The sequence below is a fragment of the Cupriavidus basilensis OR16 genome (genome assembly GCF_000243095.1).
Taxonomy (GTDB): Bacteria; Pseudomonadota; Gammaproteobacteria; order Burkholderiales; family Burkholderiaceae; genus Cupriavidus; species Cupriavidus basilensis_D.
The window spans coordinates 1-18,237 of the sequence record NZ_AHJE01000133.1; the positions used below are offsets into that span (position 1 = coordinate 1).

The window sequence follows — 18,237 nt, forward strand, 5'->3', positions numbered from 1 at the left end:
AGGCGGGTAATGCCGATCGGTGCATGCGTGACCGCCCACGCTGCCGATACCGGATACCAGTAGTTATGCAGTCCGGTGTTCAGGCGCGCCTCAGCACGCGCTTGCTTGTTCGATTCCATTGTTTGCTCTCTTGCGGGTACCGGATCGGATCGCTGTTTCCAGGGGAAGCGTTTGGTTTCGCTGCCCGTCGCGACGCAACCGCGTTGTTGTTCGTTCGTTGCCAGTCAGCTTCAGGCGCCCAGGCGGCGCATTTCCGCGAGGAAGCGCGCTTCCGTCCAGGCTTGGCCATCCGCGCCCAGCAAGCCAGCCTGGTTGAACGCGCGCACGATGTCTTCGGGGCTTTTCGCGCCAGCTTCGAAGGCGGCCTCCAGCGCATCGCCCAGCGCGTCTTCATAGGCGGTGGGCACCGCGGCGCGGGTCTGCCACACGATGTTGGCCACCTTGCCGGGCTGCTCGATGTGGCCCTTGCCGGCGACATTGTTCGGAGCCGGACGCTCCCAGGGCGCCAGATTCGGGTTGTATGCGAGGTCTTCCATTGCGCTGCTCCTTTCCCTTATTACCAACCGGCCAACCCAGCGTTTTGTTTCACTAATAAAACGCTGATTTAAATATTGAACACAGACACCACTATAGACAACGAAACTTTAAAAATTGACTGGGGTTTACCCGTTGGATCGGCGACGTTCGGCCAGCGCCGCGCACCCGGACGGGGGCGTCACGATGTCCATTGCGCCGCAGCCGACCCGCACACTGACGCCCTCCCCACTGCGCCCGAGGTAGTCGTCAATGGCATCGCCGCACAACATCGCCACCGCCTGCCGGTAACCGTCCGGATCCAGGCGGCGCATGTTCCAGCGCACCCATGCCTGCGCGTCGGCGCTGGCCGCGGCGCTCAACAGGCGAGCAGCCCCCCGCTCGGCCAGGCCTTCCACGCCCACGGCCGCGAGCGCATCGAGCCGTTGGCGCGCCACCTCCCGTGCCTTGTCCTCCTTGCCAGGGCCACCGTATCCCTGCGCCGGGCTGAGCAGCAGCAATTGCGCGGGCAACTGCGCCGGGGCCGCCTCGGCCACATAGGCCGCGGCCATCAGCGCGCCGAGCGAGTGCCCCACGATCACATCGGGCCGTACCTCCAGGGCGCGCAACAGGTCCTGCAAGCGCTGCGCATAGTCGGCAGCCTTGGGCGCCGCCATGGGCAGGGCTTGCGAGTTGCCATAGCCGGGTGCGTCCCACGCGATCACGCGGGCGTCGGCCGCCAGCAGGCTTGCGCACGGCAGCCAGGAGGCCGCGCCGGAACTGATGCCGTGCAGCAGCACCACGACAGGCCCACGGCTGCCGCCGCACCGGTAAGCAACCTGGACCAACGCTGGCGCGGCTCCCCGGCATGGACGCTACGCGCCCGCCCCCTTGCTCTTGCGCAGCAAGGTGCGCAAGCGCGCCATCCTGGTGCAGGTCACTCGTCGCTTCGCCACATCACTAGGGATTTCCCACCCATGTGTTTCCCGAAATGACCGGCTATATTTTGTTTGTTGTTTCTTATGTAATCTGATGTTTTACCTATAAAACAAAAAGTCAGAAAGTGCAACAACAGGCGCGCACAGACCTGACTCGAAGATGGCCCGGCAAAGCGCTGTCACACCACTTAAGTGGCACGGCGAAAAAGGAAAAGGAAGAGGAAACGAACCATGAAACTTGGACGGATTGCACTGGCTGCCCTTGCAGCAGCGGTACCCATGCTGGCCTCGGCCCAATCGGCGGTGACGCTGTATGGCGTCGTCGATACGGGCATCGAATATGTGAACAATGTTGGCGCGGCGAAGGACAACGTGGCCCGCATGAACACCCTGACGGGCACGGTGCCGTCGCGCTGGGGCATCCGTGGCACGGAAGACCTCGGTGGCGGGCTCAAGAGCCTGTTTGTGCTCGAATCCGGATTCGCCCCCGATGCCGGCACCTCTAACCAGGGCGCGCGCCTGTTCGGCCGGCAGGCATTGGTGGGGCTCTCCGGCCCCTGGGGCCAGGTCGCCCTGGGCCGCCAGTACACCATGCTGTTCTGGGCCACGCTGGACCCGGACATCCTCGGCCCCAACGTGTACGGGTCAGGCTCGCTCGACAGCTATCTGCCGAACGCGCGCGCCGACAACGCCGTTTCCTACAAGGGCACGTTTGGCGGCTTTACGATGGGTGCCACCTACAGCTTTGGCCGCGATACGGTGAACGCCGGCCCGAGCCCTGCCGGCGCCAACTGCGCGGGCGAGAATGCGGCCGACAGCAAGCAATGCCGCGAATGGTCGGCCTTGCTCCAGTACGACAACAAGTGGTGGGGCGTGGCCGCAGCCTATGACTCGCTGCGGGGCGGGCCTGGCGCGTTTGGCGGCCTGACCAAGAGCAGCCTGTCGGACAACCGTCTCTCGCTCAACGGCTACGTGCTGCTATCCAAGACCAAGATGGGCCTGGGCGTGATCCGCCGCGACAATGACGGCAGCCCGACGCCGCGCAGCGAGCTTTGGTACGCGGGCCTGGCGTATGACATCACGCCCGCGTTCACATTGGCCGGCCAGGTCTATTACCTGAAGTATCACAACAGCGACAACAAGGCGATGCTGTACGCGCTGCGTGGTACCTACGCCTTCTCCAAGCGCACCTCCGTGTACGCCACGGCCGGCTTCATCGACAACGGTGGCCAGCTCGCCCTCTCGGTCAGCGGCGCCCAGACGGGCTCCAACCCGAGGCCCGGCGGCAACCAGCTGGGCACGATGATCGGCATCAAGCACACGTTCTAAGCGCCGGCGCGTCGCCGCGCGGCACCGGCTGGCATGCGGTGCGCGCTGCATGCCAGCACGAAGTCAATCCAGAGGCGTTTCCCCATGAAGCTCGCAACTCGCATTTTGTTTGCCGCCATCGCCACCACGACTGCCATGATGGCAGGTGGCGGCGCCTGGGCGCAGGCCTACCCCACCAAACCCATCACGCTCGTCGTTGCCTATCCGGCTGGCGGCGACACCGACGTGCTGGCCCGCCTGCTCGCGGAAAAACTCTCCGCGCGCCTGCGCCAGTCGGTGGTGGTCGAGAACCGCACCGGCGCGGCCGGCACGATCGGCAGCGCGTACGTGGCCAAGTCCGCGCCCGATGGCTACACCTTGCTGGTCGCGCCCAACACGGTGGCAATTGCACCGCTGGTGCTCAAGAACGGCACGGGCGCCAGCTACGACGTGCGCAACGATTTCACGCCGATTGCCCAGCTTGGCGTGCAGTCGCTGTTCGTGGTCGTCAACAAAGGCACCGGCATCACGAAACTGCCCGAGCTGGTCACGCGCGCCAAGGCCGGTACGGTGCAGACCTACGCCACGCCCGGCAATGGATCGCCCATGCACATCCTTGGCGAGATGTTCAACAAGGCGGCAGGCGTAAACATCGCGCAGGTGCCGTATCGCGGCTCCGCGCCGGCGGTGGTCGACGTGCTCGGCGGGCAAGTGCCGATGACGTACTCCACGCTGGGCGCGGTGACGCAGTACGTCGCGACGGGGGCGATCGTGCCGCTGGCCGTGGCGGACATGAAGCGCTCGCCGTTCGCGCCGAACGTGCCAACGCTCGCGGAGCTGGGCTACAAGGATGTGGAGGTGGGCGCCTGGCAAGCGCTGATGGCACCCAAGGGACTGCCGCCGGAGCTGGTGAAGACGCTGAATACGCACGTCAACGACATCCTGAAAATGCCGGACGTAGGTGGCGCGCATGGCAACCATCGCCATCACGCCCGTTGGCGGCGAGCCCGCTACGCTGGGCAAGCTGATTGCATCGGACTCGACGCGCTACGCCAGGATCGTCAAGGAGTTCGGCATCCAGGCCGATTGACGGATTGAGAGGTTGGCTGGCTGACTGACTGGTTGAGGCTGCGCCACCCGGCGGCGTCCGGTTTCCCGCGCGGGAACCGGACGCCGTTTGCTTTCCGACGCAGCCTAGCGCTGCCCGAAACTGGCATCGATAAACAGGTCTTTGTACTCGCGCGGCTGCGAGCGCCAGTACTGCTTGGGCGCATGCACCTGCGCGCCAAGCTTGGCCGCCGCATGCCACGGCCAGCGCGGATCGTAGAGCATGGCGCGCGCCAGCGACACCGCATCGGCTTCGCCATTGGCGATGATGGCTTGCGCCTGCTCCGGCTCGGTGATGAGCCCGACGGCGATGGTCGGCAAGCCCACCTCCGCCTTGACCCGCTGCGCGTAAGGCACCTGGTAGCCGGGCCCGAGTTTGATCGCTTGCGCCGGCGAGACGCCGCCGGTGGTCACGTGGATAGCCGCGCAGCCACGTGCCTTGAGCGCCTTGGACAACGCGATCGTGCCTTCGATATCCCATCCGCCGGGCACCCAGTCGGTGGCCGAAATGCGGGCCCAGACCGGCTTATCCGCGGGAAATGCCGCACGCACGGCGTCGAACACCTCGATCGGGAACCGCATGCGGTTCTCCAGGCTGCCGCCGTATTCGTCCTCGCGCTTGTTTGCCAGCGGCGACAGGAACTGATGCAACAGGTAGCCATGCGCCAGGTGGAGCTCGATGCCATCGAGCCCGAGGCGCGCCGCGCGCACGGCCGCGGCCACGAAATCGTCCCGCACCTTGTCCATGCCCGCGCGGTCCAGCGCCAGCGGCGCATCCTCGCCCTCGGCATGCGGCACGGCCGATGGCGCCAATGTCTTCCAGCCCAGCGGCTGGTCCGGCCGGATCTGGCTGCCGCCCTCCCACGGGGCGCGGCTCGATGCCTTGCGCCCGGCATGCGCCAGCTGTATCGCCAGCGCAATCGGCGCGTGCGCCCTGGCAGCCTTGATCACCTTGCCGAGCGCCGCCTCGTTCGCATCCGAATACAGGCCGAGATCCCCGGGCGTGATGCGCCCTTCCGGCGATACGGCCGACGCCTCGATGATCAGCATCGCGGCGCCCGACAGCGCGAGCTGGCCGAGGTGGATCATGTGCCAGTCAGCCGCGCAGCCTTCCTCGGCCGAGTACTGGCACATAGGCGCGATCACGATGCGGTTTTCCAGCCGTAGCTGGCCAATCGAGAAGGGTTGGAACAACTGACTTTCGCTCATGGGAGAGACTCCTTGCTGTCTGTGGCGCCGGCTCGCGGCAGGCATGGCTTGTCATTCTAGAACGCCTGTATTTTCTTGCGTCGTCACGCCGTTTCTGCGCGCTGCTGCCGCGAGCGGCGCGCGCCGGGCGACGAGATCGGCGACCAGCGCCAGGCCTAGCGCCGTGGCGCCGCACAGGAAGATCAGCGCGTAGTTGTTGTGGGACAGCGTGAACAGGTACGAGTAGCCGTAGCCGCCAAGCGCCTGGAACAGCGCGAAAGCCGTGGTAGCGCGGCTCCACGCGGCACGCTGCTCGGCATGGTCGTGCGGCACCATTTCGTGGATGCGCCCAAGCACAAGCGGCACGATGCCGGGCGTGAAGAGCCCCAGGACCACGGTAGCGGCGCCAACCAGGATCGGGTTGCCCGACAACGCGAGCGTACCCACGGCAATGGCCTGCAGCAGCAGCGCCAGGCGATAGGCTGGGCCAAAGCCGATACGGTCGGCCACATTGCCGCACACGAGCGGGCCTGCGATAGCCGCGACACCATACAGGACCCAGTAGCCTGCGCCGATCTCCGCGCCCCGGCCGAGGCCGCGCGCCACATAGTCGACCAGCAGCACCATCGCGGGCACAAGCCCCAACGCATTCGCGGCGTACTGGCCGTACAACACGCGCATGGCGGTGTTCTCGCGCTGCGCCTTCCTCGCGCTCTGGCCGGGCGCCGGCACAACCGGTGCTGCCGGCGCTGCGCCCGGCCAGCCGAACCAGCTCACGGCGGTGAGGATGGCCGCGAACAGGCCGAGGCCGATCCAGGTGTCCTTCAAACCCAGCCGCAGCAACTCTGGAATGAGGGTGCCCGAGGCCGCGATGCCAAGCCCGAGCCCCAGGAAGATCATGCCGCCGGCGAAGCCGCGGCGGGCGGCCGGGATATGCGGCAGGATCGTGGTTGCCACCAGCACCATGATGGCGCCACCCGATACGCCGGAAGCAAAGCGCCACACAAAGAACCAGCTTACCGACAGCGGATACGCGCAAGCGAAGAACGCAGCGGTGGCGATCACCATCAGCAAGCGCAGCGCGTTACGGTTCGACAGTGCCGTGGCGAGCGGACGGCCCAGCAGTGCGCCGGCCAGGTAGCCGGCGAAATTCGCCGCGCCCAGCGTCACCGCTTGCGACGACGTGAACCAGTGTGCCTGGATCAGCGGCGGGATCAATGGCGTGTAGGCGAAGCGCGCCAGGCCGATAGCCACGAGGCTTGCGCACAACCCGGCCAGGGTGGCGAACAGCGCGCGGGCATCGAGTGTCGATGCCGTGGGACTAGGGAGGGTTGCTGTGTGCTCGGGCATGATCCATTCCTGCGCGTTCAGTACGTGACGCGCTGCGATGATTGCTTCGGTGTTCGTTGGGCGATTCGTCGCGCTGCCGTGCGCTCAGGTCTGCCGGGCGGGTAGCGGTGGCAGGCCAAGCAAGCTCAGCGCCGACGCGACGGCCGCTGTCAGCAGCGCGCGTTCCGGCCTGACCCGGGCGAGCACGCGCACGCCGAGCAGCACCGCGAGCAGATGTGCGGCCGCGTCCGCTGCCGGCATTGCCGCGGGAATCTCGCCGCTCGCCTGCCCCGCGTCCATGCAGCGCTGGAAAAAGTCCTGGATCTGGGTGATTTCGTCGGCAATGCCTTTTCGGCAGGCTTCGTCGCCAGGGGTGGACTCCACGGCGGCATTGACCAACATGCAGCCGCGGTGCAGCACGTCCCCGATTGACCGATCAACAATCTCGCCAAAGAAGGCCGCAATGGCGCGCCCCGGCGATTGCGAGGACTCCAACCGGCTGATGCGCTCGCGCAAGGTGCGGTCCAGGTAATGCTCCAGCGCGCGCAGGAACAGGCCGCGCTTGTCGCCGAAGGCGTTGTACAGGCTGGGCTGCGTCAAGCCCGTGCATTTCACCAGATCCCGCGTGGACGTGGCCTCGAAGCCGTTTGCCCAGAATGCGTCTCCCGCGGCCTCCAGCACCTGCTGCTCGTTGAATTCACGTGGTCGTGCCATGGTCGCTCCGGCTTGCCTGACTCGGCTTTTGATCGGGGTGGAAATGTTCTGTATCACACGATACAGAACAGATTATATATCGGTCGATATAGAACGCAAGGTAAAAAGCGGGCAAGCGTGGGGCAACGCAGATGACTGCCCGCATGGACAGCCTGCATGCCGTGACGAACGAGGGGGGAGCGGGCACCGGGAGCTGCCGGTGCCGCGCAAGTGGACAAGACGCCCCGCCGTTGCAGCGGGGCGAGCGACGCTCAGCCCAGGCTGGCGGCCGCCAGTTGCGGCCTGGACTGGCCGCCGGTGACCTGGTCAATCGCGGCGAGCACGTCGGCGATCTCGGGCACCACGCCGCGCGCGCCAACGGAGACGGACTGCCCAGGCGTGTTGATGCCAAAGTGCTGGCTGTCGGTGACCGTAAACAGCATCACCGACGGCTTGCCCAGCGCGTCCGCCAGATGCACGAAGCCGGTATCGGTGCCAACCACGAGCGCGGCGGCATCCACTCGTTGCGCGCATTCGGTAATGGTCATGCGCGGCAAAACCTCGGCACCCGGAATCTCGGCTGCCAGGGCTTCGGATTGCTCGCGCTCCGCGGGCGAGCCCCAGGGCAGCTGGATCTTGTAGCCGCGCTCGGCGAGCGTCCTGCCAACCGAGATCCAGCGCTGCGCGGGCCACTTCTTGGCCTCGACTGAGGTCGCATGGAACAACATCGCCCGCGGCACGCCGTCGGCGTTGAGCGGCGTGGCGGGCGCGGGCACGCGCAGCGCGTAATGCTCCACGGGATCCAGCGGATAGCCGAGCCCGTTGGCCACCACCATGCGCATCTTGTGGCGCGCGGTAGCGTCGCCATGCGGGCCGAAGATCTGCGTATAGGCGAACACGGCACGCGCCTCGCCGAGGTACTCGGCGGCGTAGCCCAGGCGGCGGCTGGAACGCGCCAGCCAGGCCACGATGGCGCTCTTGTACACGCCGTGCACGTCCACCACCACATCGTATTTCTCGCGGCGCAGGGACCACAGCGCGCCGATGATGGCACGCAGGTCGGCCCAGCTACGGGATTTCTTGAAACCGCGCAGCGGCGGCGCGATCACGCGGTCCACGCCCACGGCCCAACGGGGAATATCGGCACACGACGCATCGGCCACCCAGTCGATCTTCGCCTCGGGATAGGCGCGGCGCAGGTCGGACACCAACGGCAACGTGTGCACCATATCGCCCAGCGAGGTGATCTTGATGAGGAGAATGCGTTTCATGGAAATGGAAAATCGGGTTGCGAATGGAGATCGCCGGCTGGCGGCGAGGCCGTAGTATGCACCAGCCCCATGGGCGGCGCACCAATTTGCCGGCCCCGCGGCAACCTGGCATGGGGTTCGCGCGGCACCCGGCACCAGCCAGCGACATGCCGCATTTTCCTTTGACTTTCCCTGGCGTGTACACCAGTCTGGGCCATACGGATCGAAGGATCCGCCACGCAAGCTCCCCCTGCCGGCGTGCCGCAACGTGGCTTGCCAGCCACCCACGCTCGCCCTAGGCCGGACTCCACATCAGCGCTTGCGCTTTGCCGCCCCATGGCCACTTAGCGTGTACCGGATGGCGATAGGCGTTTTCCCCCTGGCAATCGCCCCCTCCGATGACGCTACCAGTCCCCGCAGGGGCGAGGTCCGCTTTACCTTTTCACCCCAAACAGGATCAGGAGGCTTCCATGCACCCACACTTGCGTTATGCGCCGCCGCTGGCACTCTCCAGCCTCGCGGCGGTCATCCTGATTGGCGCCACGCCAGCCCAGGCCGCCTCGTCCGTCACGCCGGAGCAGCACTTCCCCGCCGGTTATCTCGAATCCACGGCTTCGGGCTACCAGAGCGAGCCTGCGCCCGAGGAAGGCGCCATGCCGCGTCCTGCCGCGCACGCCGACCACCCGGGCAACGGGATGATCAAGACTTTGGCGCCCGTGGCGGCGCCCGGCGCAACCAATACCAAGAACAAGAAGAAGACGAGCCACTAGCCTGCCAACCGCCCGCCCGCGCTGCCCGCCTCTCCGCCCAGGCCAACTCAGCCCAACTCAGGCCCAGGCGGCGGCGCCAGCGACTACCGTGGCAAAGCGGTCATGCAGCGCGCCCAGCGTGTAGCGGTGGATATCCGCCGCCGCGAGCGGCGCCCCGCCCAGCGGGTCAGGCAGGTCGCGCGTGGCGCAGGCCGATGCCACCACCGTGCTGCGGTAACCGTGATCGAGCGCCGAGCGCACGGTGGCGCTGACGCACATATGCGTCTGGAAGCCCGCCACGATCAGCTCCTTGCGCCCAAGCTTGTCCAGCATGGCGGCCAGCGTGGTGCCGGCAAAGCTGTTGGGCAGGCCCTTGACCACGGTATGCTCGCCGCCAAGCGGCTCCAGCCCTTCGATGATGGCCGCATAGGGCCCATCGGGATCGAAGGCGCCGCCACTGCCTGCCCGCCCGTGATGCACCACATGCACCACCGGGCTGCCATGGCGGCGCGCCAGCGCGAGGAGTTCGCCGCAGGCCGCGCTCGCGGCGGGCATGCCGACCAGCGGGAGCTTGCCGTCCACATACTCGCGCTGGTGGTCGATCAGCACCAGCGTGGCGGCCTCCCATGCGGCAGGGGCGCGGCTGGCGCCGGCGAGGTCGAGCAGGGTAAAGGGTGTGGTCATCTTGGCTCCTTTTGTTTTGTGTTTGTGTTTGTGCTTGTGTTTGTGCATCAGGTGTTGGAAACGGCTTGGGGCGCCACGAGGGCGACTACCATGCAAGCGATGATAAGCCGCGCTATGCTGTTCGCCAATTCTCAACTGGCTCACATCCATTGTGCAAAAACGTTCACTCCACTGGGACGACCTGCTGACCCTGTCCACGCTGATCCGCACCGGTAACTACTCGGCCTGCGCCCGCGAGCTTGAGGTCACGCACGCTACCGCGATCCGCCGCATCCGGCGGCTGGAGACAGCGCTCGGCAAGCCCGTGGCAACACGCACCGATGGCGCGTTCGCGCTCTCGGCGGCCGGCCGCTCGGCACTGGCCGCGGCGCAGCAGATGGAGAGTTCGGCACAGCGCTTGCTGCGCGAAGTGGAAGACGCCGGCAGCGGCGTCTCCGGTGTGGTCAGCATCGCCTGCACCGCCGCGCTCGGCAGCCACTTCCTGACGCCACGCATGTTCGGGCTCTATCGCGCGCACCCGCAGCTCGAGGTCAGGCTGGAAACGGATAACCGCACCCCCAACCCGGCACTGCGCCGTGCCCACATCGCGGTGCGGCTTGCGCGGCCACAGGAAAGCGAGGCCATCGCACAGCGCGCGGGCAGCATGGGCTTTGGCCTGTATGCGCCGGCGCGGCCGGCCGACGCCGGCCCGTGGCGCGAGCAGGATCTCGCCGCCGCGCCGATGTGCGGCTTGCTGGACGAAGGCCTGGCGCTGCCGGAATCCGAGTGGACGCACGCGCTGGCGGCGCGCACGGGGTTCCAGTCGAACAACCTGCTGGCGGTGCGCGAGGCGATTCGCCATGGCCTGGGCATCGGCTTGCTGCCGCACTACCTGGCGCGGGACGACGCCCGGCTAGCCCTGGTGCGCGAGGTGCCCGAGGTGGTGCGGGAGATCTGGCTGGCTTATCCGCGGGAGTTTCGCGGCGCCTCCCGGTTCCGGCCGGTGATCGACTGGCTGGCTGGGGAGTTGCGGCAATGCCCGTGAGCCACGGAACCGGTTGAAAACGCGCAGGCAGGCAGTATAGTTGCCTGATGCATGCCCGCCCCACGGGCTCGCGCACGGTGCAGTCGGCAGGCCACCACTGGCCGCCGGTGGCACGGGGAGCTTCACCATGGATCGGGATTCACCGGCAACGCTGGATGCGGGCGCGCTCGGGCTGGGCGAATCCGTCGTCATGGGCGTGGCCGGCACCGCGCCCGCCTTCAGCCTGGCGGCCACCACCGCCACCCTGGTCGCGACGGTGGGCGCCCTGGCGCCAGCCAGCCTGCTGTATTGCGGCCTGATCATGTTCGGCGTGACGCTGTCCTACCAGCAACTGAACCGGTTGCAGCCCAGCGCTGGCGCCTGCTACACCTGGGCCTCCGAAATCTTCCATCCCGTGCTTGGCTTCTTTGCGGGCTGGACACTGCTGGTGGCGTCGGCGGTATTCATGGTGTCCGGCACCATTCCGGCGGCGACCGCCACCCTGCTCCTGTTCGATCCGGTGCTGGCGGAGCGCCCGCCCGTGGTGACGCTGGTCGCCGCAGGCTGGCTGTTGGCGGTGAGCGTCGTCGTGATCAAGGGAATCAAGCTGACCAGCTACACCCAGGTGGCAATGACGCTGGTCGAGCTCGGCGTGCTCGCTGCGATCGTGCTCGCTGCGCTGGTGCGCGCACCGCGCCCGCTTGCGCACCCGCTGTCGCCGGCCATGCTCTGGCCATCCGGCTTTACGCCGCAGCTGTTTGCCAATGGGGCGCTGGTGGCGCTGTTCTTCTTCTGGGGCTGGGATGTCACCGCGAACCTGACCGAGGAAACGCGAGACCCGGCGCATGCGCCCGGGCGCGGCGCATTGACGGCGATGGTCATTGTGCTGGCACTGTTCATGACCTTCGTCATCGCCTGCCAGGCCGTACTGAGCGACCAGGAAATCCGCAGCGCCGGCACCAATATCGTGTTTGCGCTAGCCACGCGGCTGTTTCCGCGGCCGTGGAATTACCTGGCCGTGCTGGCCGTCATGCTCAGCACCGTGGGCACACTGGAAACCTCGATCCTGCAGTTCACCCGCACGCTTTACGCCAAGGGCCGGGATGGCCTGCTGCACCCGCGCTATGCCGAGCTGCACCGCACCTGGCGCACGCCGTGGGTAGCCACCGCGGTGATCGCATCGTTTGGCTTGCTGCTGCTGGCACTGTCCGCGTACGTCAACAGCGTGGGCCAGATCATCCAGGACTCGGTCAATGCAATCGGTTTCCAGGTGGCGTTCTACTACGGGCTGGCCGGTTTCGCCTGTGCCTGGCACTGCCGGCGCGGTGCCGCCCGCGCACCCGGCAAGCTGTTGCTGCTAGTGCTTTGGCCCGCTTGCAGCGCGGCGTTCCTGTGGTTCATGGGGCTCTACAGCATCCCCAGCTTCGACCTGGCCACGCGCGTGGTGGCCCTGGGCGGCATCGCGGTTGGCGCGGTGCCGCTCCTTTGCAGCGCGCCAAACACCGCTTGCGCCAGCGCCTGTGGCGGGATCGGCAAGGCCTTATGCTGCGCCGCCTGCGCGGCTTCGAGCAAGCGCGTTAGCCAGGCCTCGTTCAATCGGTAGAAATCCTTGAGGACGCGGTGCACCGGTTCCGGCAGGAACACCGCCTCGGTGGACAGCATGCCCACCAGGCAAATGGCGTCGCCGCCCGCGGTGGCCAGCCAGGGCGCCAGGAAGGCACGAGCCTGCTCGGACACTGGCAGCTTGGTGTCGATGTCGCGCACGCGCTGCAAGCTGCGGGCGCTGTACTCCGTCACCGCCGCCTGCACCAGGTCCTCTTTGGCGGGGAAGTGGTAGTGGATGCTGGAGGTCTTCACCCCTACACGCTCGGCTAGGTCCCGGTAGCTGAATCCATTGAAACCCCGCTGCCGCACCAGCACCAGGGTGTGCTCCAGCAGTTGATCGCGTACGGACGGGATCGTCATGGCATGCATCCGCCTTTCGGCAGACCCTCGAGGCGCCGGCAATGGCAAAGAGCCGGTGTCACTGGCTCCTTGCATGCATCACCGCATTCTTTGGATTACCGATTGATGATTGTTTCACGGCGTGTTCAAGCATCTCGCGTAGCTCAGACGTTGGCGCCTTCGGTGAACACATCGAACTTGCCGGTACGTGCGCCGTCGGTATAGGCATCCACGCTGCGGGCCGGGCTGGCCGACACGCCAGTGCGATCCAGGCCGGCGACGATGCGAGCGCCGTCGGTGTACGGGTCGAACTTGCCTACGCGGGCACCATCGGTGAAAGCGTCCACGCTGCGAGCCGGGCTGGCCGACACGCCGGTACGATCCAGGCCGGCGACGATACGTGCGCCATCGGTGTACGGGTCGAACTTGCCGGCACGGGCGCCGTCGGTGAACTGGTCAACGGTCCGCGACGGCGAGGCCGAGACGCCGGTGCGGTCCAGGCCCGCCACGATGCGGGCGCCGTCCGTGTACGGGTCTGCCTTGCCAACGCGCGCACCTTCGGTGAACGGGTCGAACTTGCCGCTGCGGGCGCCATCGGTGAATGCATCGGGGGTCGTGGTGCGGAACACGTAGCCGTACTTGTCACCGGCAAAGGTGCTGTCCTTGGGGCCCGAAGCCTGGGCGGTGCCGGCCACGAAGGCGGCGGCAAGGGCGGCGGCGGTGATGAGCGTCTTGGCGAAGAGGTTCGAGGTCATGATGTTCTCCATGTGCATTTGAGGACCCGCGCTTGGGCGGAATCGAATCGGTACGCTTCGGAACCTTCGTCTTCTTGTCCTGTTATCTACTAGTAGATAGATTGGCTGGCCAAAAAAAACGGGGATTCCCCAGGCGCGCAGTTCGTCATGCCGGCGCGTTGCAAGCGCCCCATCACCTGGTCCATTTCTTCGGCCAGGTTGTCCATCGCGGCCTGCGGCGTCTTCTCGCCGGTCACGGCGGTCGCCACGTTCTTCCACCACAACTGGGCCAGCTTGGGGTAGTCGGGCACGTTGGTCCCCGTGGGCGTCCACGCCACCCGCGCCGGGCTGCGATAGAACTCGATCAGGCCGCCATACTGAGCCGCATTCTTGGTGAGGTATTCGTGATGGATGTCGCTGTCGCGGATAAAGGTCAGGCCGGTGAGCGACTTCTTCAGCGAGACCGTCTTGGACGTCACGAACTGCGCGTAGAGCCAGGCCGCGGCGAGGCGGTTGGGATCGGTGTTCTTGAAGAAGGTCCAGGAGCCCACGTCCTGGTAGCCGTTCTGCATGCCCTGCTTCCAGTACGGGCCATAAGGCGACGGCGCCATGCGCCACTTGGGACTGCCGTCGGCATTGACCACCGGCAAGCCCTTCTTGGTCATGTCCGCGGTAAAGGCGGTGTACCAGAACACCTGCTGCGCGATCTGCCCTTGCGCCGGGACCGGACCGGCTTCCGAGAAGGTCATGCCCATGGCTTGCGGCGGCGCGTACTTTTTCATCCAGTCGATGTACTTGGTGAGCGCATAGACCGCGGCCGGACTGTTGGTGGCGCCACCGCGCGCAACCGATGCGCCCTCCGGCGTGCATTTGTCAGCGCCGACGCGGATGCCCCATTCGTCGACCGGCATGCCGTTGGGCAGGCCCTTGTCGGCGGCGCCGGCCATCGACAGCCATGCGTCGGTAAAGCGCCAGCCGAGCGACGGATCCTTCTTGCCGTAGTCCATGTGGCCGTAGACCTTCTTGCCGTCGAGTTCCTTGACGTCGTTGGAGAAGAAGTTGGCGATGTCTTCGTAGGCCGACCAGTTGGTGGGCACGCCCAGGTCATAGCCGTACTTGGCCTTGAACTTGTCCTGCAGGTCCTTGCGCGCGAACCAGTCGGCACGGAACCAGTACAGGTTGGCGAACTGCTGGTCGGGCAACTGATAGAGCTTGCCATCCGGCGCGGTCGTGAACTTCGTGCCGATGAAATCCTTCACGTCCAGCCCGGGATTGGTCCACTCCTTGCCAGCGCCGCTCATGTAGTCGGACAGCGGCAGGATGGCACCGTAGCGGTAGTGCGTGCCGACCAGGTCGGAGTCGGAGATCCAGCCGTCGTAGATCGACTTGCCGGACTGCATCGAGGTCTGCAGCTTCTCCACCACATCGCCTTCCTGGATGATGTCATGGTTGACCTTGATGCCTGTGATTTCCTCAAACGCCTTGGCCAGCGTCTTGGATTCGTATTCGTGCGTGGTGAGGGTCTCGGAGACCACGCTGATCTGCGTCACGCCCTTGGCCTTGAGCTTGGCGGCAGCATCCATGAACCACTTCATTTCAGCGAGCTGCTTGTCCTTGGCGAGCGACGACGGCTGGAACTCGCTGTCGACCCACTTCTTGGCCTCGGCCTCGCCTGCCCAAGCGGCGTGGCCACAGGCGAGCGCGGCCGCGCAGGCCAGCGCCGTCATGCCCAATTTCACGTGCACCTTCATCAATGTCTCCTCGAAAATCCCCCTCCCTGCTCTTTGTCTGGGACGCGGTCCGGGGAAGGTGCAGGCCGCTATGCCCATTGACGAAAAATCCGTCGCTTTATTCTTGCCGGCTCAAGGTGCGCGAGCCGCCCGCGGCTCAGCCCTTGCGCATCACCAGGCCCAGCGCAAGCATCGAGAGCACCAGGCTGATCCAGATCGAAGGCTCCTCCGCCAGGGCGAACCAAGCCATCATCTTCTCGCCTAGCCCCACCCACGCCAGGTTGATCCAGGCCGCGCACATCAGGCCGATGAACAGGCGGTCGCCGCGGGTGGTGGCGATGGGCAGGAAGCCCTTGCGCTCCATCGTCGGGGCGCGCGTCTCCCACATCGTCATACCGACCAGCATCACCGCGATGCTGATGAAGAACACGGCCACCGGGGTGGTCCATACCATCCAGTTGAACATGGCATCCTCTCCTTACACGCGGCCCATCGCGAAGCCTTTCGCGATGTAGTGCCGTACGAACCAGATCACGATGCCGCCGGGCACGATGGTGAGCACGCCGGCCGCGGCCAGCACGCCCCAGTCCATGCCGGAGGCCGACACCGTGCGCGTCATGGTGGCAACGATCGGCTTGGCGTTGACCGAGGTCAGCGTACGCGCCAGCAACAGCTCCACCCAGCTGAACATGAAGCAGAAGAAGGCGGCCACGCCCACGCCTGCCTTGATCAACGGCAGGAAGATGGTGATGAAGAAGCGCGGGAAGGAATAGCCATCGACATAGGCGGTCTCGTCGATCTCGCGCGGCACGCCCGACATGAAGCCCTCCAGGATCCACACCGCCAGCGGCACATTGAACACCAGGTGCGCCAGCGCCACGCCAAGGTGCGTGTCCATCAGGCCGATGGTGGTGTAGAGCTGGAAGAACGGCAACAGGAACACCGCCGGTGGCGTCATGCGGTTGGTCAGCAGCCAGAAGAAAACGTGCTTGTCGCCGATGAACCGGTAGCGCGAGAAGGCATAGGCCGCGGGCAGCGCCACCGTGATGGAGATCACCGTGTTCATCGCCACGTAGATCATCGAGTTGATGTAGCCCGAGTACCAGGACGGATCGGTGAAAATGGTCTTGTAGTGCTCCAGCGTGAAATCGTTGGGCCACAGCGACAGCGTGGAAACGATCTCCTCGTTGGACTTGAACGACATGTTCAACATCCAGTAGATCGGCAGGATGGCGAAGACCAGGTACACCACCAGGAACACCGCGCGCCAATAGGTGGCGCTTTGTTTGGCTTCACGCATTGGGCATGTCCTCGCTGCCGGAGGTGCCCGCGCGCTGCATCCAGTTGTAGAGGATGAAACACATGAGCAGGATGATCAGGAAGTAGACAATCGAGAACGCCGCGGCCGGGCCCAGGTCGAACTGGCCCACGGCCTTCTGCGTGAGGTATTGCGACAGGAACGTGGTGGCATTGCCGGGTCCGCCGCCGGTCAGCACGAACGGCTCGGTGTAGATCATGAAGCTGTCCATGAAGCGCAGCAGTACCGCGATCATCAGCACGCCGCGCAGCTTGGGCAGCTGGATGTAGCGGAATACCGCCAGGCGCGAGGCGCCGTCGATCTGCGCGGCCTGGTAGTAGGCGTCGGGGATTGCGCGCAGGCCGGCGTAGCACAGTAGCGCCACCAGCGGCGTCCAGTGCCACACGTCCATCACCAGCACCGTGAACCAGGCGTCCACGGCGCTGCCGGTGTAATTGTAGGCAAAGCCCATGCCGGCGAGCGCCGCGCCCAGCAAGCCGATGTCAGTGCGCCCGAAGATCTGCCAGATCGTGCCCACCACGTTCCATGGAATCAGCAGCGACAGCGCGATCACCACCAGCACCGCGGACGCCTTCACCCCCTTGGCCGGCATCGACAGCGCCAGCAGGATGCCCAGCGGAATCTCCACCGCCAGCACCGCCAGCGAGAAGCCGAGCTGACGCAGCAGCGCGTCGTGCAGCTCGCCGTCGCGCAGCACGGTGCGGAACCATTCGGTGCCGACGAACACGCGCCGCTCGGGCGAGATGATGTCCTGCACGGAGTAATTGACGATGGTCATCAGCGGCAGGATGGCGGAGAACGCCACGCACAGGACCACCGGGATGACCAGCAGCCAGGCCTTCTGGTTGACGGGCTTCAGCGTGCTCATGCCACCAGCTCCTCGTTGACGTAATAACAGGTATGACGGTTGAACACGGACAACCACACGGTCTCGCCCGCCTGCAGTGCCGCGCCCTCGTTGCCGAGCCGGCCGCGCACGGTGGCAGCGTGGCCGCTGGTGTCCTGCACGGTGGCGGTGACCAGCCAGTAGGTGCCAATGTCCTGCGCGCGCTCCACGCGCGCGGGCACGGCCTGCGGATCGGTGCTCGCGGCCAGGCGCAGGTACTCGGGGCGCACGCCGACCTTGAAGCTGCCGCCCGCCTGCAAAGCCGTGGCGACGGTGGGCGCGAACTCCGGCATATAGCGCCGCCCGGCAACTTCGATGGCGCCATCGCGCCATGCCCCCGCCAGGAAATTCATGCCCGGCGAGCCGATGAAGTTGCCAACGAAGGTATGCGCTGGCCGCTCGAACAGCGCATCGGCCGGCCCCACCTGCACCGCCCTGCCGCGCGACATCACCACCACCTGGTCGGCGAAGGTGAGCGCCTCGGTCTGGTCATGCGTGACGTAGATCAGCGTCAGCTGGAATTCGTGGTGAATCTCCTTGAGCTTGCGGCGCAACTGCCATTTCAGGTGCGGATCGATCACCGTGAGCGGCTCGTCGAACAGGATGGCCGATACGTCTTGGCGCACCAGCCCGCGTCCGAGCGAGATCTTCTGCTTGGCGTCGGCCGCCAGGCCGCTGGCGCGGCGGTCCAGCGACGCGGACAGATCCAGCATCTCGGCCACGCGGCCCACGCGAGAGGGTCCAAGCAAGGCGTAGGCACCGCCGTCATTGAACGTGAACTTCAGCGGCAGCAGCGCGTAGTCCTCGTCCGATTGCGGATCGGGCCGGTACGAATGGGACAGGTCGAGGTCGATGCGTGTCAT

General features: G+C 66.1%; 17 protein-coding genes and 3 pseudogenes. 5 read left to right on the forward strand and 15 right to left on the reverse strand.

The window, feature by feature from the left end; all coding sequences use genetic code 11:
* From OR16_RS47950 to OR16_RS34590, 3 genes and pseudogenes are all read right to left on the reverse strand, one after another.
* Nucleotides 1–119: pseudogene (locus OR16_RS47950) on the reverse strand (3-phenylpropionate dioxygenase); the annotation flags it as partial.
* A 111-nt stretch (nucleotides 120–230) separates the two neighbouring features.
* On the reverse strand, nucleotides 231–536 hold the full coding sequence (locus tag OR16_RS34585) for a recombinase-like helix-turn-helix domain-containing protein (RefSeq protein WP_006163517.1): 306 nt from the start codon (nucleotides 534–536) through the stop codon (nucleotides 231–233).
* Nucleotides 537–662: 126 nt separating this feature from the next.
* On the reverse strand, nucleotides 663–1,316 hold the full coding sequence (locus OR16_RS34590; protein WP_006163518.1) for an alpha/beta fold hydrolase: 654 nt from the start codon (nucleotides 1,314–1,316) through the stop codon (nucleotides 663–665).
* 366 nt (nucleotides 1,317–1,682) lie between these two features.
* Here OR16_RS34590 and OR16_RS34595 point away from each other — a divergent pair, with 366 nt between their 5' ends.
* Both OR16_RS34595 and OR16_RS34600 read left to right on the forward strand, forming a co-directional pair.
* Nucleotides 1,683–2,780 carry a porin gene (locus tag OR16_RS34595; RefSeq protein ID WP_006163519.1) on the forward strand — a complete coding sequence of 366 codons (1,098 nt, stop codon included), beginning with the start codon at nucleotides 1,683–1,685 and terminating at the stop codon, nucleotides 2,778–2,780.
* 84 nt (nucleotides 2,781–2,864) lie between these two features.
* Nucleotides 2,865–3,849, forward strand: a pseudogene (locus OR16_RS34600) (Bug family tripartite tricarboxylate transporter substrate binding protein).
* 104 nt (nucleotides 3,850–3,953) lie between these two features.
* Here OR16_RS34600 and OR16_RS34605 read toward each other — a convergent pair.
* From OR16_RS34605 to waaC, 4 genes are all read right to left on the reverse strand, one after another.
* The gene (locus OR16_RS34605) at nucleotides 3,954–5,075 is read right to left on the reverse strand and encodes an NADH:flavin oxidoreductase/NADH oxidase (RefSeq protein ID WP_006163521.1); all 1,122 of its coding nucleotides are present in this window, start codon (nucleotides 5,073–5,075) and stop codon (nucleotides 3,954–3,956) included.
* A gap of 51 nt (nucleotides 5,076–5,126) precedes the next feature.
* Nucleotides 5,127–6,404, reverse strand: a complete 1,278-nt coding sequence (locus tag OR16_RS34610; RefSeq protein ID WP_006163522.1) for a YbfB/YjiJ family MFS transporter — start codon at nucleotides 6,402–6,404, stop codon at nucleotides 5,127–5,129.
* Nucleotides 6,405–6,488: 84 nt separating this feature from the next.
* Nucleotides 6,489–7,097: a TetR/AcrR family transcriptional regulator gene (locus tag OR16_RS34615; protein ID WP_006163523.1), complete on the reverse strand. Its 609-nt coding sequence runs from the start codon at nucleotides 7,095–7,097 to the stop codon at nucleotides 6,489–6,491.
* A gap of 251 nt (nucleotides 7,098–7,348) precedes the next feature.
* Nucleotides 7,349–8,347: a lipopolysaccharide heptosyltransferase I gene (waaC, locus tag OR16_RS34620; RefSeq protein WP_006163524.1), complete on the reverse strand. Its 999-nt coding sequence runs from the start codon at nucleotides 8,345–8,347 to the stop codon at nucleotides 7,349–7,351.
* Between the two features lie 449 nt (nucleotides 8,348–8,796).
* Here waaC and OR16_RS34625 point away from each other — a divergent pair, with 449 nt between their 5' ends.
* On the forward strand, nucleotides 8,797–9,096 hold the full coding sequence (locus OR16_RS34625; protein WP_006163525.1) for a hypothetical protein: 300 nt from the start codon (nucleotides 8,797–8,799) through the stop codon (nucleotides 9,094–9,096).
* Between the two features lie 57 nt (nucleotides 9,097–9,153).
* Here OR16_RS34625 and OR16_RS34630 read toward each other — a convergent pair whose 3' ends face one another.
* The gene (locus tag OR16_RS34630) at nucleotides 9,154–9,759 is read right to left on the reverse strand and encodes a cysteine hydrolase family protein (RefSeq protein WP_006163526.1); all 606 of its coding nucleotides are present in this window, start codon (nucleotides 9,757–9,759) and stop codon (nucleotides 9,154–9,156) included.
* 151 nt (nucleotides 9,760–9,910) lie between these two features.
* Here OR16_RS34630 and OR16_RS34635 point away from each other — a divergent pair, with 151 nt between their 5' ends.
* Nucleotides 9,911–10,783, forward strand: a complete 873-nt coding sequence (locus OR16_RS34635; protein WP_006163527.1) for a LysR family transcriptional regulator — start codon at nucleotides 9,911–9,913, stop codon at nucleotides 10,781–10,783.
* Between the two features lie 127 nt (nucleotides 10,784–10,910).
* Nucleotides 10,911–12,281 (forward strand): annotated as a pseudogene (locus OR16_RS34640) (APC family permease); the annotation flags it as partial.
* Here the strand turns inward: OR16_RS34640 and OR16_RS46740 are convergent.
* From OR16_RS46740 to OR16_RS34670, 7 genes are all read right to left on the reverse strand, one after another.
* The gene (locus OR16_RS46740; RefSeq protein ID WP_006163529.1) at nucleotides 12,170–12,727 is read right to left on the reverse strand and encodes a TetR/AcrR family transcriptional regulator; all 558 of its coding nucleotides are present in this window, start codon (nucleotides 12,725–12,727) and stop codon (nucleotides 12,170–12,172) included. The pseudogene OR16_RS34640 and the gene OR16_RS46740 overlap by 112 nt on opposite strands.
* Nucleotides 12,728–12,870: 143 nt before the next feature.
* Entirely contained in the window at nucleotides 12,871–13,461 is a 591-nt protein-coding gene (locus OR16_RS34645) for a hypothetical protein (RefSeq protein ID WP_043422267.1), read from the reverse strand.
* An 89-nt stretch (nucleotides 13,462–13,550) separates the two neighbouring features.
* Nucleotides 13,551–15,191, reverse strand: coding sequence for an ABC transporter substrate-binding protein (locus OR16_RS34650; protein WP_006163531.1), 1,641 nt, complete (start codon nucleotides 15,189–15,191; stop codon nucleotides 13,551–13,553).
* Nucleotides 15,192–15,327: 136 nt separating this feature from the next.
* A complete protein-coding gene (locus tag OR16_RS34655; RefSeq protein ID WP_006163532.1) occupies nucleotides 15,328–15,636 on the reverse strand; it encodes a DUF2160 domain-containing protein in 309 nt (102 codons plus the stop codon).
* Between the two features lie 12 nt (nucleotides 15,637–15,648).
* Nucleotides 15,649–16,470 carry a carbohydrate ABC transporter permease gene (locus OR16_RS34660; RefSeq protein WP_006163533.1) on the reverse strand — a complete coding sequence of 274 codons (822 nt, stop codon included), beginning with the start codon at nucleotides 16,468–16,470 and terminating at the stop codon, nucleotides 15,649–15,651.
* Nucleotides 16,463–17,347 carry a carbohydrate ABC transporter permease gene (locus OR16_RS34665; RefSeq protein WP_043422271.1) on the reverse strand — a complete coding sequence of 295 codons (885 nt, stop codon included), beginning with the start codon at nucleotides 17,345–17,347 and terminating at the stop codon, nucleotides 16,463–16,465. Before OR16_RS34665 ends, OR16_RS34660 begins: the two co-directional genes overlap by 8 nt.
* A 5-nt stretch (nucleotides 17,348–17,352) precedes the next feature.
* On the reverse strand, nucleotides 17,353–18,237 hold the full coding sequence (locus OR16_RS34670) for an ABC transporter ATP-binding protein (RefSeq protein WP_006163535.1): 885 nt from the start codon (nucleotides 18,235–18,237) through the stop codon (nucleotides 17,353–17,355).

What these genes read in the sequence shown, in the direction of transcription:
- OR16_RS34630 (WP_006163526.1), bottom strand. Translation starts at nt 9,759, where the DNA reads ATGACCACACCCTTTACCCTGCTCGACCTCGCCGGCGCCAGCCGCGCC.
- OR16_RS34610 (WP_006163522.1), bottom strand. Translation starts at nt 6,404, where the DNA reads ATGCCCGAGCACACAGCAACCCTCCCTAGTCCCACGGCATCGACACTC.
- OR16_RS46740 (WP_006163529.1), bottom strand. Translation starts at nt 12,727, where the DNA reads ATGACGATCCCGTCCGTACGCGATCAACTGCTGGAGCACACCCTGGTG.
- OR16_RS34650 (WP_006163531.1), bottom strand. Translation starts at nt 15,191, where the DNA reads ATGAAGGTGCACGTGAAATTGGGCATGACGGCGCTGGCCTGCGCGGCC.
- OR16_RS34605 (WP_006163521.1), bottom strand. Translation starts at nt 5,075, where the DNA reads ATGAGCGAAAGTCAGTTGTTCCAACCCTTCTCGATTGGCCAGCTACGG.
- OR16_RS34625 (WP_006163525.1), top strand. Translation starts at nt 8,797, where the DNA reads ATGCACCCACACTTGCGTTATGCGCCGCCGCTGGCACTCTCCAGCCTC.
- waaC (WP_006163524.1), bottom strand. Translation starts at nt 8,347, where the DNA reads ATGAAACGCATTCTCCTCATCAAGATCACCTCGCTGGGCGATATGGTG.
- OR16_RS34670 (WP_006163535.1), bottom strand. Translation starts at nt 18,237, where the DNA reads ATGACACGCATCGACCTCGACCTGTCCCATTCGTACCGGCCCGATCCG.
- OR16_RS34655 (WP_006163532.1), bottom strand. Translation starts at nt 15,636, where the DNA reads ATGTTCAACTGGATGGTATGGACCACCCCGGTGGCCGTGTTCTTCATC.
- OR16_RS34595 (WP_006163519.1), top strand. Translation starts at nt 1,683, where the DNA reads ATGAAACTTGGACGGATTGCACTGGCTGCCCTTGCAGCAGCGGTACCC.
- OR16_RS34660 (WP_006163533.1), bottom strand. Translation starts at nt 16,470, where the DNA reads ATGCGTGAAGCCAAACAAAGCGCCACCTATTGGCGCGCGGTGTTCCTG.
- OR16_RS34585 (WP_006163517.1), bottom strand. Translation starts at nt 536, where the DNA reads ATGGAAGACCTCGCATACAACCCGAATCTGGCGCCCTGGGAGCGTCCG.
- OR16_RS34615 (WP_006163523.1), bottom strand. Translation starts at nt 7,097, where the DNA reads ATGGCACGACCACGTGAATTCAACGAGCAGCAGGTGCTGGAGGCCGCG.
- OR16_RS34645 (WP_043422267.1), bottom strand. Translation starts at nt 13,461, where the DNA reads ATGACCTCGAACCTCTTCGCCAAGACGCTCATCACCGCCGCCGCCCTT.